Origin of the sequence: Tritonibacter sp. SIMBA_163 (assembly GCF_046535935.1) — a bacterium.
Classification (GTDB): domain Bacteria; phylum Pseudomonadota; class Alphaproteobacteria; order Rhodobacterales; family Rhodobacteraceae; genus Epibacterium; species Epibacterium scottomollicae.
In genome coordinates, this window is record NZ_JAWJBP010000001.1 from 322,345 (window position 1) to 335,079 (window position 12,735).

The 12,735-nt window shown below is 63.3% G+C and carries 15 protein-coding genes; 12 read left to right on the forward strand and 3 right to left on the reverse strand.

From position 1 onward, the window contains the following. Positions 1-103: 103 nt before the first annotated feature. From R0J92_RS01445 to R0J92_RS01455, 3 genes are read left to right on the forward strand one after another with little or no spacing between them, the layout of a single operon-like run. Positions 104-322: a DUF2061 domain-containing protein gene (locus R0J92_RS01445; RefSeq protein WP_411050485.1), complete on the forward strand. Its 219-nt coding sequence runs from the start codon at positions 104-106 to the stop codon at positions 320-322. Then, on the forward strand, positions 315-1,340 hold the full coding sequence (locus tag R0J92_RS01450) for a fatty acid desaturase (protein ID WP_411050487.1): 1,026 nt from the start codon (positions 315-317) through the stop codon (positions 1,338-1,340). Before R0J92_RS01445 ends, R0J92_RS01450 begins: the two co-directional genes overlap by 8 nt. A gap of 46 nt (positions 1,341-1,386) precedes the next feature. After that, the gene (locus tag R0J92_RS01455) at positions 1,387-2,289 is read left to right on the forward strand and encodes a DMT family transporter (protein ID WP_106162198.1); all 903 of its coding nucleotides are present in this window, start codon (positions 1,387-1,389) and stop codon (positions 2,287-2,289) included. A 331-nt stretch (positions 2,290-2,620) separates the two neighbouring features. On the opposite strand, the gene R0J92_RS01460 is transcribed toward R0J92_RS01455, so the two are convergent. Beyond that, positions 2,621-3,340: an NUDIX hydrolase gene (locus tag R0J92_RS01460; RefSeq protein WP_411050488.1), complete on the reverse strand. Its 720-nt coding sequence runs from the start codon at positions 3,338-3,340 to the stop codon at positions 2,621-2,623. A 179-nt stretch (positions 3,341-3,519) separates the two neighbouring features. Then, a complete protein-coding gene (locus R0J92_RS01465) occupies positions 3,520-3,927 on the reverse strand; it encodes a DUF983 domain-containing protein (RefSeq protein WP_106162336.1) in 408 nt (135 codons plus the stop codon). Positions 3,928-4,169: 242 nt separating this feature from the next. Between R0J92_RS01465 and R0J92_RS01470 the strand changes: the two genes are divergently transcribed. The 4 genes from R0J92_RS01470 to R0J92_RS01485 all read left to right on the forward strand — a co-directional run bounded on the left by R0J92_RS01470 (position 4,170) and on the right by R0J92_RS01485 (position 6,258). Then, positions 4,170-4,667: an EF-hand domain-containing protein gene (locus R0J92_RS01470; RefSeq protein WP_411050489.1), complete on the forward strand. Its 498-nt coding sequence runs from the start codon at positions 4,170-4,172 to the stop codon at positions 4,665-4,667. A 70-nt stretch (positions 4,668-4,737) separates the two neighbouring features. Continuing rightward, positions 4,738-5,346 (forward strand): RNA polymerase sigma factor, encoded by a 609-nt coding sequence (locus R0J92_RS01475; protein WP_411050490.1) that lies wholly within the window; start codon positions 4,738-4,740, stop codon positions 5,344-5,346. Beyond that, on the forward strand, positions 5,339-5,728 hold the full coding sequence (locus R0J92_RS01480; protein WP_411050491.1) for a hypothetical protein: 390 nt from the start codon (positions 5,339-5,341) through the stop codon (positions 5,726-5,728). The genes R0J92_RS01475 and R0J92_RS01480 overlap by 8 nt, the downstream gene beginning before the upstream one ends. Beyond that, on the forward strand, positions 5,725-6,258 hold the full coding sequence (locus R0J92_RS01485; RefSeq protein WP_317386873.1) for a periplasmic heavy metal sensor: 534 nt from the start codon (positions 5,725-5,727) through the stop codon (positions 6,256-6,258). Before R0J92_RS01480 ends, R0J92_RS01485 begins: the two co-directional genes overlap by 4 nt. A 121-nt stretch (positions 6,259-6,379) precedes the next feature. Here R0J92_RS01485 and R0J92_RS01490 read toward each other — a convergent pair whose 3' ends face one another. Beyond that, positions 6,380-7,783: a diguanylate cyclase gene (locus tag R0J92_RS01490; RefSeq protein WP_411050493.1), complete on the reverse strand. Its 1,404-nt coding sequence runs from the start codon at positions 7,781-7,783 to the stop codon at positions 6,380-6,382. Positions 7,784-7,898: 115 nt separating this feature from the next. On the opposite strand from R0J92_RS01490, the gene R0J92_RS01495 reads away from it, so the two are divergent. The 5 genes from R0J92_RS01495 to R0J92_RS01515 all read left to right on the forward strand — a co-directional run bounded on the left by R0J92_RS01495 (position 7,899) and on the right by R0J92_RS01515 (position 12,591). Next, positions 7,899-8,183, forward strand: coding sequence for a DUF3572 domain-containing protein (locus R0J92_RS01495; protein WP_106162204.1), 285 nt, complete (start codon positions 7,899-7,901; stop codon positions 8,181-8,183). A 40-nt stretch (positions 8,184-8,223) separates the two neighbouring features. After that, the gene (locus R0J92_RS01500; protein WP_411050494.1) at positions 8,224-8,913 is read left to right on the forward strand and encodes an HAD family hydrolase; all 690 of its coding nucleotides are present in this window, start codon (positions 8,224-8,226) and stop codon (positions 8,911-8,913) included. A gap of 136 nt (positions 8,914-9,049) precedes the next feature. Further along, a complete protein-coding gene (locus R0J92_RS01505) occupies positions 9,050-10,609 on the forward strand; it encodes a trimethylamine methyltransferase family protein (protein ID WP_411050495.1) in 1,560 nt (519 codons plus the stop codon). Between the two features lie 381 nt (positions 10,610-10,990). Beyond that, positions 10,991-11,578, forward strand: coding sequence for a heme NO-binding domain-containing protein (locus R0J92_RS01510; protein ID WP_106162206.1), 588 nt, complete (start codon positions 10,991-10,993; stop codon positions 11,576-11,578). Continuing rightward, on the forward strand, positions 11,575-12,591 hold the full coding sequence (locus R0J92_RS01515) for a diguanylate cyclase domain-containing protein (RefSeq protein ID WP_411050496.1): 1,017 nt from the start codon (positions 11,575-11,577) through the stop codon (positions 12,589-12,591). The genes R0J92_RS01510 and R0J92_RS01515 overlap by 4 nt, the downstream gene beginning before the upstream one ends. Positions 12,592-12,735 lie beyond the last annotated feature (144 nt).

The window sequence follows — 12,735 nt, forward strand, 5'->3', positions numbered from 1 at the left end:
GTGGCATATATCATCGTTGATGGATTTTGTTAATCACATACGGAATTCTACACAGCCTGCCGTTGATCTAACCTGACCCCAGATCAAAAAAATCGGAGGCAGTATGGAAACGCGTGGGCGCTCCCTCGTGAAGGCGATTGTGTGGAACGTCATCGGGCTCATCTCGATGACGCTGGTGGGATTTCTGGCGACCGGATCGGCCACCGCCGGTGGGGTGATGGCGGCGATCAACACCGCCATCGGCTTTACCTGCTATCTGATTTACGAGCGGGTCTGGGCACGGATTTCCTGGGGCCGGGTCGGCGGGTGGCGTCATGCGTGATCTGACCGAAGAGGAACAGATCGCTGCGGCTCAGGCCGTCGCGGATGTGTCGGACCGGATCGAAACACCGCTGGAGGTGGCATTGACACCGGACGCGGCCGAGGCCCGTGCCGCGCTGCCGCGTCACCCGGAATGGGGCACGTTGGCGCTGATCCTGGCCTGCTACCTTGTCTGGGGCGGGGCGCTCTTTGGCCTGGCGCAGGTCTCGCATCTGCTGGCGGTGCTGCTGGCGGGGGGGATGGTGGCGCTTCATTCCTCGCTTTGTCACGAGGTGCTGCACGGCCACCCGTTCCGCAGCCGCCGCCTGAACGAGGCGCTGGTGGTTCTGCCGCTCAATCTTGCGGTGCCTTATGGCCGCTTTCGCGACACCCACCTGCAGCACCATCAGGACGAAGACCTCACCGATCCCTATGACGACCCGGAAAGCAATTATCACGACCCCGCGGTCTGGGCCCGGCTGCCCGCCTGGCGCCAGCGTCTGCTGCGGGTCAACAACACGCTTCTGGGGCGCATGGTGATCGGGCCGGTGATCGGACAGATCTCCTTCATGCAGGAGGATTGGACGCTGGTGCGCCGGGGGCAGCGCGGGATCCTGCGCGACTGGGGGCTGCATGCGCTGGGCACGGCGCTGGTCCTGTGGATCGTGTCGCTGTCGGCGCTGCCGGTGCTGGCCTATCTCTGCGCGGCCTACCTCGGCCTCTCGGTGCTGAAGATCCGTACCTATCTGGAGCACCGCGCCCATGAGGACATGCATGGCCGCACGGCAATTGTTGAGTCCCGTGGCCTGATGGGCGCAGTGCTGGGGTTTCTGTTCCTCAACAACAACCTGCACATTGTGCATCACCTCTACCCCGGCGTAGCTTGGCACCAGCTGCCGGCGCTCTACAAACGCCATCAGGCGCGGTTTCAGGCGCGCAATGACGGCTATGTGCTGGCCAGCTATGCCAGCGTGTTCCGCCAGTTCGCCGTCCGCGCCAAGGATCCGGTGCCACATCCGCTCTGGAAATCTCCGGAGTAAGGGCGCATAGGGTCGGCATGCGATAGTATACCTTAAAGGTCATTCAATGCCGCTCTGGATTCCCGTCACCCTCGCCGCCGCCACATTCCAGACCCTGCGCTTCATGCTGCAGAAGGTCCTGAGCGCGGTCACATTGAGCGCAGCGGGGGCGACGTTCTCGCGTTTTGTCTACTCCGCGCCGGTGATCCTGCTGCTGCTCTGGGCCTATGTGGCGGCCACAGATGCGGCGCTGCCGGCCCTCTCGCGGCCGTTCTGGGGCTTTGCCATCGTCGGCGGGCTGTCCCAGATCCTTGCCACCGTCTGCGTGGTGGCGCTGTTCAAGGCGCGTAACTTTGCCGTCGGCATCACTTTCAAGAAGACCGAAGTGATCCAGACCGCCATCGTCGGCCTGGTGGTACTGGGCGATGAGGTTTCTACGCTGGGCTGGGTGGCGATCCTGATCGGCCTGGCGGCGGTGCTGGTGCTGTCCAAGACCAAGGATGGCCCCAAGGGCCTGTGGCGGCAGCTGACCGGACGAGCGCCGCTGCTGGGGCTCGGATCGGGCGTGCTGTTTGCCTTCTCCGCGGTCAGCTACCGGGGCGCGTCGCTGCAATTGCAGGAGCCCGACGCGGTGCTGCGCGCGGCCGTGACGCTGGCGGTGGTGGTCTGCTTGCAGACGGCGATGATGCTGGCCTGGCTAGGCGTCCGGGATCCCGGCGAGATCGCCCGGGTCTGGGCGGCACGCCGGGTGGCGGTCTGGGTGGGGCTGACCAGCATGGGCGGCTCGTTTTGCTGGTTTTTGGCCTTCACCCTGCAGAACGCGGCCTATGTGAAGGCCTTGGGACAGGTGGAGCTGCTGCTGTCCCTGCTGGCCTCGCTGGTGGTGTTCAAGGAGGTGGTGACCCGGCGTGAGATCTTCGGCATGGCACTGCTGGTGCTGTCGATTCTGGCCCTGATCCTGGCGCTTTGATCCGGACACGAAGGTCCGGATACGACACGCCTCTGATGCGAAAGCCCGATCCCAACCAAGCAGACCCGATGGAACATGGGGCAGGTGGGGCTCCCGCCCGTCGCCGCAGCCCCCTTTTTGCAAAAGGGGCACAGCGCTCCCGTTGGGCATGGCACCGCGCGGGACGCGCGGTGCCGAAGCCTGCCCCCTCAGGGGGCAGGCTGCCCGGCCCAAGGCCGTTGGGCTGTGGTCCCTGACAAGGGGCCGCAGCGCCGGGGGCGGGAGCGCACCCGGTTTAACGAAAAAGGACCGGTGGACAGGGGCGGCGGGGGCCGCGGAGCGTGGTCGAGGCCTATTGAGCCTGCGACATCGGACGGCCATGCAGGCGCAGGAACAGGCTTTCCTCATCGTCATTGCGAAAGAATGGCGTGCTTTCCGGGCGGGTGCCGCTGCGCAGGTTGGCGGTGACCTCGGCCAGAACCACTTCGGTGATGAAGGGCAGATCGAAGCTGCGCACCTGGCTGAGCGGGATCCACTGCAGATGTGACAGCTCGTCCGAGGCGCGGGAGAAATCATCCAGATCGCCCACCAAGGCGTCGGCGTCCGCCAGAAAGAACCGCGCATCAAACCGGCGTGGGCGACCCGGCGGTGTCAGAGCGCGAAAGACAAACGTCAGCCCGGAGGCATCTGGCACATGGCCGCTGGCAGCAAAGCTCTGCCAATCTGTCGGAACATTGTCCTGCCAGGCGCCGGGGCGCCCGAGGATCAGCCCGGTCTCCTCCCACAGCTCCCGAGTGGCGGCGACGCATAACGCCTGCCAGACGTCGTCCGCGGCATCCTCACCAAGGCGATTGCGGCAGGGCTGCGAAATCTCTGCACCCAGCGCGATGTCCCGGTCGCCAGCATCGACAGCGCCGCCCGGAAAGACGAATTTGTTTGGCATGAACGCGGCTTTGGCACCGCGCTGCCCCATCAGGACGCGTGGGTCGTCGCTGTCGCCGTCGCGCACAACGATCACCGTGGCCGCATCGCGGATTGCGGTCTTGTCGCGTGTGGCAGTCGTGCCTGTCATCTCCGTCTCCTTCTTCTCGCGTCCCACGATCAATGCCGCCCGCCTCGGCGCCGTATGCGCACCGATGGCAGTGTCACGTCTTTGCGCCAGAAAGGAAAGAGGAGACCCGGCGTCGCATCGGCCTGGGCGGGCTGGGGCGGTCTGAGGCAGACCGGGACCCGACTGGCCCGGGCGCTGGCTCAGCTGGCCTTGTCGAACCCGTGCATGCGCCGCGCCCATTGATAGGCGACGACAACGCCCTTCAGCCTCGGCAGCAGATAGAGCGATGCGGTCAGGCAGCCCACCGAGAAAACGGTGGCCATCACCCAAGGGGATGGGCGCCATTCGAAGGCGGTGTAGTGCATCAGGGGCGCCATCACGTGGCCGACCACCAGAATGGTCAGATAGGCCGGACCGTCATCCGCCCGGTGATGGCTGAAATCCTCGCCGCAGGACGCGCAATGATCGTTCACCTTGAGATAGCTGTGCAGCAGTTTGCCTTCGCCACATTTCGGGCAGCGGCGACGCCAGCCCTTCCACAACGCGGGCTTTGTCGGGCGGTCGTCAGCCAGCGCTTGTTGCTGGGCGAGGCTTTGCGTCTGTGTCATCTGATGCTCCGTCACTGCGAGGGGGCCGCTCTGAAATGCGTCTTTGGCAATGCCCATCTTCAATACTTAGCCCCAAATATGCAAATCAGAGGTTGATTTCGCTGTGACCCGGTGACGCGGCGCTGTTTTTTCGGGGAGATGGATTTTTTCTCCGCCCGTGGCGACGGAAACCCGGACCGCCGCCGTTTCATTTCTACATCGGGCAGCACAGTGCTGCTGAGGCTCACAAAAGGAACGATGTTATGACGAAACGGATTCTGATCGCCACACTCCTGTCGTTGACCACTGCAGCGGCAGGGACTCTTGCCGTCGCGAAGCCGGGTTTTGGTCCCGAGCGCCATAAGCCGACGTTCGAGCAGCTCGACGCGGATGGCAATGGCGCCTTGTCGAAGGCCGAAATCGCGGCGATGGGTCAGGCGCGTTTTGATGCGGCAGATACCAATGGCGATGGGCTGTTGAGCGCCGAAGAAATGACGGCCAAGGCGCAGCAAAGGATTGCCAAGCGGACCGCCGCCATGATCGAACGGTTTGACAAGGACGGCGATGGTGCCTTGAGCGCTGAGGAAATGCCGCAGCGCCGGGGCCCGCAGCAGCTTCTGGATAAGGCGGATACCGATGGCAACGGCTCGATTTCAAAGGCAGAGTTTGACACCGCGCAGGCCATTCTGGAGACCGTGATGAAGAAAAGACATCACCGTGGCGGCCCGGATCGGCAGGGCCACCAAATGGATGCGGAGTAAGTCGAATTCGCACTGAACACTGCATATGCCTGCGTTCAAACCTGCACCTCCCCATCCGGGGGAGGTGCCCGTGATCGGTTTGGGTCGCAGGGCCGCCGATGTGGCGGCTGTGCCGGAGGCGAGCGACGAGGCACTTCTGGTGTTGTTCGCCAATGGCGATCCGACCGCCGCCGCCGAGCTGACACGCCGCCTTGGCCCGCGTGTGCTGGGGGTGGCGATGCGGGTGCTCGGCAATCCTGCCGAGGCCGAGGATGTCACACAGGACGCGATGATCCGGCTGTGGAAGATCGCGCCAGACTGGCGCAGAGGCGAAGCGCAGGTCTCCACATGGCTCTACCGGGTGACGATGAACCTCTGTATCGATGTCAAGCGCAAGGCGCGGGGCGGTCATGTGGATCTGGACGCGATTCCCGAACCGCCGGATCCGGCGGCAGGGGCCGCGGAGGGGTTGCAGGACAACGCCCGGCGCGATGCCTTGCAGGAGGCGTTGATGACCCTGCCGGAACGCCAGAGGCAGGCTGTGGTGCTGCGCCACATCGAGGAATTGAACAACCCGGAGATTGCCGGGATCATGGAGATCAGCGTGGAGGCAGTAGAAAGCCTGACCGCGCGGGGCAAACGGATGCTGGCCAAGGCTCTGGCCGGGCGTCGTGAGGAATTGGGGTATCAGGATGGCTGATCATCAGAAATATCAGAACGGCGATACCGACCTCGACGCGCTCTTTGCCGAGGCCCGGCATGCGCGCCCGGATCTGCCCGACAGGCTGATGTCCACGATCACGGCAGCGGCTGCGGCAGAACAGGCGCGCTGGTCCGCGCCGGCACCCGCGCGCCGCCGCTCGCCCCTGGGCGTGCTGCTGGCCGCGCTTGGCGGCTGGCCCGCGGTGGGCGGGCTGGTGGCGGCGAGTTGTACCGGCCTCTGGATCGGTGTGGCGGGGCCGGAGGCGGTCTTTACCGCGCCGGGGGTCAGCGCGCTTGCCGCGACACCCACGGTCAGTTCGGAGTATGCCGCTTATGAAACTTTCGATCTGGCCACTGTCATGGCCGAGGATATGCAATGACCCAGACATCTGACACCGGACGCTCCTCTCGCATGCCGCGCTGGCTGAAGGCGGTGTTTGCGCTGTCGCTTGCGGCGAATTTGGCGGTGGTCGGCCTGGTGGCCGGGGCTGCGCTGCGCGAGGATCGCTCAGGTCGGTCCCGCCACAAGGCCCCGCCGCCGCCCGCTGCGGCAGAGGCGATCGGCGCGGTGATGTACCGAAGCCTGGACCGCGACTCTCGTCGGGTCCTGCGGGATCTGGCGGACGGCCAATACGGCAACATCGTGGAGCGGCGCATCGCGGAGCTGAATGCGCTGCTGGAGGTCATACGCAGCGAGCCGCTGGATGTGACGGTATTGCGCGCGCGCATCGATGCGCAAACGGCCGCGATCAATGAGTTTCGGGGAGCGATGCTGGAGGTCTGGATTGCGGAGTTGCAGCAGATGTCGCCGGCTGAGCGTGCGGCCTTTGCCGACAAGGTGGAACGCCATGTGGCCCGGTTTCGCAAACCACCCCCGCGTGAGGGGCACAAGGGCGGTGCGCGCGACTAAAGCGGCACAGGTGACGGATCGCGCGTCCTCTTCAGCGTGAGCGCTATGCCGAACTGGGGTGAAACCGGGGGCAGGGGCGTCGATTGTGATGCACGGCTGCGCGCCGCAAAGCTCTGTCAGATCAGGCCGCCGCGCTGCGCTGAGGGCCCTTGACCAGCGCCTGGTTGCGTCCGGCATGTTTTGCATCATAGAGCGCGCGATCCGCGGCGGCGAACATGTCGTCACCGGATGCGACGTGTCCGTCAGGGGTGCTGACCACGGCTCCGACACTGACCGTGACCGCCAGCGGTGCGTCACATCCGGGGGCGTCAAACGGCGTCGTGCTGATGGCGTTGCACAGCCGGGTGGCCGTGGTTGCGGCCTCTGAGGGGTGAATGCCGGGCATCACCACCATGAACTCCTCGCCGCCGATGCGGGCCAGCAGATCACAGCCGCGCAGCTGCGCTTTCAGGCGGCGGGCCGCCTCGACCAGTACTGCGTCCCCGACAGGATGGCCGTGTTGGTCGTTGATACGTTTGAAATGGTCCAGATCGGCGACCATGACCGCAAAGGTCTCGCCTGTGGTGCAGGCCTCGCGTGCCACCTGCTCAAGGAACGGGCGGGCATAGCGGCGATTGTAGAGCCCGGTCATCGGGTCTTCCATCGCGGCGCGATAGCCATTGCGCAGGTTTGCGCGGATCATTTCGGCCCGCTGTCTGTGGTGCAACTGGGTGCTGATCCGCAGCGCCAGCTCGTCCACCTGAAATCCGCAGTGCAGGACATCATGCGCGCCACGGTCCAGTGCCTCAGCGGCGATCGTGGCGTCTGCGGGGTTCGGTACCGCAATCACAACGCTGTCGCGGGTGCTGATGCGGGCACGCAGATCGGCCAGCAGACGCAGGGCCATGCCAGCGGATTGTTCGTTCAGCTCAATTACGATGACATCGGGGACCGGCGTGCGCATCAGGTCCTGAATCGCGTCCACGTTATAGGCGCGCAGGTTGTAGCCAACGCTGCCAGCCAACCGGGATTTCCACTTCTGTGCGGTGGGCAGGTCGTGGCATACCAGCGCTACGCTCGTGTCGGGGCGCGGCGCCGCGGTCACGGTGGCGCCAGTCATGGGCATGACGAAAGAGGGCACGCCATCTTCCCGCATGTGCAGATCCTCATCCTGCATGCGCATGCGCAGCAGACTGCGAATCCGAGCCTGAAGGATCATGTCATCCACCGGCTGCGGCAGGACCTCGTCGATGCCCGCCGACAGTGCCTTGATCCGGGTGCCGCGATCATTGGAGGTGCTGAGGGCGATCATTGGCACATCAGCCAGCTGCGGCATCCGCGACAGGGCTGCCTTGACCGCCCCGGCGTCCCCGTCCGGCAGGGTCATCGCAGTGAGGATCAGATCGGGGCGATTGCCCGCCATCAGCTCCATCGCCGCCGACATGCTGTCCGCCTGCAGCACCTGAAAACAGGCGGCGGTCAATTGCACCTTCAAAACGATGCGATTGGTGGATACCCCATCTATGACTAGGATCGTGCCTTGCACGGTGAAACACCTTCATTTCCGGCTATTGCTTGGGTTTGAGTGTTGATGAGACTGGTTAACAAACCCTTTCGGGGTTAGTGCAAATTGACTTAAAAGTGTCGACAAGGGGGCTGATATGCCATTTTCCGCCGATCGCGCCGAGGTTCTGGGCTTAAAGGCGCTGAGCTGGCTGGCGAGCAACGATGACCTGTTGCCAGTGTTTCTCGGATCCAGTGGCGCGTCGATCTCGGACCTGCGGGATCGGGTGGGGGATCCCGACTTTCTCGGGGCCGTGCTGGACTTTCTGCTGATGGATGATGCCTGGGTCGTGGCATTCTGCGACAGCGAAGATGTGGCCTATGCGTCGCTGGTCGAAGCGCGGGCGATGCTGCCCGGGGGTGAACAGGTCCATTGGACGTGATAAGCGCCGCGCTGACGTCTCTTCCAACCGAGGACCTTCCATGACCATCTCTGCGCTTCTTTTCGACAAGGACGGTACGCTGTTCGATTTTGCCCGCACCTGGAATGGCTGGTCGATGTCGATGCTGACCAATCTCGCGCAGGGCGATACCGCGCGTCTGGCTGCCATGGCAGCGGCGGTCAGCTATGATCTCGAAGCGCGCGCCTTTCGCCCGGACAGCCTGGTGATTGCGGGGACCAACGACGAGGTGGCAGAGGTTCTGTCGCCCCATGTGCCCGATATGGATGTGGCAGAGCTGGCGCAGTACCTGATCCGGACCGCGGCAGAAGCAGATCTGGCACAAGCCGTGCCGCTGGCCCCCTATCTGGAGGCGCTGCGCGATGCGGGGATGAAGCTTGGTGTGATGACCAATGACGGCGAACATTCCGCCCGCCGTCACCTGACCCGCTCCGGTGTGCTGGATCACTTCGACATGGTGATTGGCGCAGACAGCGGCTTTGGCGCCAAACCGGATCCCGATCCGCTGCTGGCCTTCTGCACGGCGGTGGGCGTGGCCCCCGCGCAAACCGCGATGGTCGGTGACAGTCGCCATGACCTCATCGCCGGGCGCGCGGCGGGCATGCACACGGTGGGGGTGCTGACCGGCATGGCCACCAAAGAGGACCTCGCGCCGCTGGCGGATGTGGTGCTGCCGGATATCGGCCATATCCCGGCCTGGCTCGCTCGTTAACGCGGTCTTCATGCACTGATGACCGGCATGTGCCGACCTGAATGCGACATGCTGTGTCGGTAATGGACAGGTGTGTCTGGTGCCTGCTGCGGCAGAGTGAATGGAGGGCGATATCCATTTCACCACAGGAGGCACCATGTCGGAGACAGTTGCGCGCAAACGTCGCGGTGGCGGCAGAGCAGGGGCCGCGGCCCGTCGCGGATCCGCCACGCTGGAGCAGATGCCGTGGAATCCTCCGACCAATATCGACCGCCCCACGGAGCCACTGACCGAGGAGGGCATTGCCGCGATCCACGATGGCGCCATGCGCATTCTCGAGGAGATCGGCGTGCAGTTCCTCAACAACGAGGCGCTGGAGATCTTCAAGCAGGCCGGCGTCAAGGTCGAGGGCGAGCTGGTCCGCATGGACCGCGACTTTGTGATGGAGATGGTGGGCAAGGCTCCGCGCGAGTTCACCCTGACGCCGCGCAACCCGGATCGTGCCATCCGCGTCGGCGGCAATACCATGCTGTTCGGCAATGTCTCCTCGCCGCCGAACTACTGGGATGTGGAGCTGAACAAGAAGATCCCCGGCACCCGCGAACACTGCCGCAACCTTTTGAAACTGACACAGTATTTCAACTGCATTCACTTTGCGGGCGGCTATCCGGTGGAACCTGTCGACCTGCATCCTTCGGTGCGCCACCTCGATGTGCTTTATGACAAGCTGACGCTCACCGACAAGGTGATGCATGCCTATTCGCTGGGCAAGGAGCGGGTCGAGGACGTGATGGAGATGGTGCGCATCGCTGGCGGCCTCAGCCATGCGGAGTTCGACGCCAAGCCGCATATGTACACCAACATCAACTCCACCTCGCCGCTGAAGCATGACGAGCCGATGATCGACGGCTCGCTGCGGCTGATCCGGCGCGGCCAGCCGGTGATCGTGTCGCCTTTCACGCTGGCGGGCGCGATGGCGCCGGTGACCATGGCGGGCGCGGTGGCGCAGTCACTGGCCGAATCGCTTTGTGCGATCGCCCTGTTCCAATACGTCGCCCCCGGCGTGCCCTGCGCCATCGGCACCTTTACCTCCAATGTGGACATGAAATCCGGCGCACCGGCCTTTGGCACCCCGGAATACATGCGCGCCACCCAGATGACCGGGCAGATGGCGCGATTCTACGGCCTTCCGATGCGCTCCTCCGGGGTCTGTGCTGCCAATGTGCCGGACGGTCAGGCAATGTGGGAGACCTCAAATTCGCTCTGGGCGGCGGTGCAGTCCGGCACGAATATGGTCTACCACGCCGCAGGCTGGCTGGAGGGCGGGCTGATCGCCAGCCCGGAGAAATTCATCATGGACTGCGAAGTGCTGCAGATGATCCAGCGCTACATGGACCCGGCAATCAACGCCACCGGCCCGGACGAGATTGCGCTGGAGGCGATCCGCGAGGTGGGTAACAACGGCCATTTCTTCGGCACACAGCACACCCAGGACCGCTACGCCACGGCCTTTTATCAGCCCTTCCTGAGCGATTGGCGCAACTATGAGGCCTGGGAGGCCGCTGGCGGTGTCTGGACTGCCGAGCGGGCACATACGATGTTCAAGGAGATCATCGCAGAGTTCGAGGAACCGCCGCTGGACCCAGCAATCCGCGAGGAGTTGGCGGCCTTTGTGGACCGTCGCAAGGCCGAGGGCGGCGCTCCGACCGATTTTTGACGGCCTGTCGCCTCCGGTTCGCGTTCAGCAACTTTAGCCGGTTTTCGGCCTCTCCTGGACAGTATTCCTTTGGAACGCCTGCGTGTTTTGGTATAATCAGCCATAACAAGCATGTTTTGGGATGGTCGAGGACGAGTTTAGAACGCGGTGTCGCGCATTGTTGCCAGGGCGAACCCAGAGTCGAACACAGCACTACCGATGACAGCTAGAAGACCGTAGGCGAGACCCTGCGGGTTTTTTATTTTGCGTTAGCTTTGCTGTGTGTCGGGAGGTTTCAAAGCTGGGAAAACCCTTTATCAGAAAACAGCGATAGAAGAATATTCGGTCTTTCTTAAGCATGTAGGCGGTAGAAAAGGCTGAGGTGAATTAGGGAACGGCCGTATGCACGGTTTGATCAACAGGGCAGTTCAGGCTTTTGTCATCAGCACCTACGGTGACAAACGCTGGGGCGAAATCATGGACGACAGCGAGCTCGGATTTTCCGAGTTCGAGGCTATGCTTGTGTATCCCGAAGACCAATCCTCGCGCATGCTGCGCGCGCTCGAACGCAACCTGCAACGCCCGCTTGCTGAAATTCTGGAGGACGTCGGCACGTTTCTGGTGTCCAATCCGCAGGTGGAAGCGTTGAGACGTCTACTGCGCTTTGGCGGCGTGAATTATGTCGAGTTCCTGCATTCGCTCGATGATCTGCCGGACCGCGCTCGGCTGGCGGTGTCCGACCTGCATTTGCCGGGGCTGGAGTTGATTGAACAGGCGCCCGGCCAGTTCGATCTGCTGTGTCAGCCGGGGGTGCAGGGGTATGCGCAGGTGATGACCGGCGTATTGCGCGCCATGGCGGATGACTATGGGGCCTTGGTGATTCTCGACCAGTCCGGCACGCGGGATGGTGCGGATGTGATCTCCATCACGCTGATCGAAAGCGAGTTCGCCGAGGGGCGGGCCTTTGACCTGGGGGCGCATTCACTATGATGACCTTTGACGATCTGGCAGGGCTCGCCAGTCAGGTGTGCCCGATGCATGTGATGATCGATGCCGAGGGCACGGTGACCAGCCATGGCCCGACCTTGCTTAAACTGTGTGATGGCGACGACTGGAAAGGAAAGTCCTTCTTCGACGTTCTCGACCTGCAGCGCCCGCGCTGGGTCAAATCCATCTCCGACCTGCTCGAAACGGCTGGCTGCAAACTGCATTTTCAGCTGCGGGAGGCGCCGCACACTCGCATGAAGGGCGTGTTGGTGCCGCTGCCAGACGGGCAGGGCGCATTTATCAACCTGTCATTCGGGATCTCGGTTCTGGATGCGGTGCGCGATTTCAACCTGACCAGCCAGGATTTCTCGCCCACCGATCTGACCATCGAGATGCTCTATCTGGTGGAGGCGAAATCCGCCGCGATGGAGGCCTCGCGCCAGCTGAACCTGCGCCTGCAGGGCGCCAAGATCGCGGCCGAGGAACAGGCCTTTACCGATACGCTGACGGGGCTGAAAAACCGCCGCGCCATGGATCACGTCTTGAACCGCCTGATCAGTGGCGGGCGCGATTTTGCGCTGATGCATGTGGATCTGGATTTCTTCAAGTCGGTGAACGACACCTTTGGTCACGCTGCAGGCGACACGGTGTTGCAGCGGGTCGCGGCCATCATGGTCGATTGCACCCGCAAGTTTGATACGGTCGCGCGGATTGGCGGCGATGAATTCGTCCTGGTGTTTGAAGGGCTTATGGATCGCAACCGCCTGCAAGATCTGGGACGCCGCCTGATCACGCGTCTCGAAGAACCGATCATGTATGGCGTGGACGAATGCCGGATCTCCGCATCGGCCGGAACGACCCTCTCCACAGAGCTTGCGAGTCCCGATCCCGCGGCATTGCTGCATCAGGCGGATGTGGCACTCTATGCCGCCAAACGGGCCGGGCGCGCGCAGCACATGTTCTATGCTCCGGGACTTGAGGCTGAGATGGTCGAGCACGACACCAAATCGGCCTGAACAATCTACAGGCGTGACGCAGGAGACACCCCGGTTGCCGTCCCGGCACCAGTGGATCGGTTCTGTGTGTGCTGAGCCGTGAGAATTGGACTGGTCAAAGTGCCCTATATTGGAGCTTTTCTATGGGCTGCCCTTCGGTAGGCT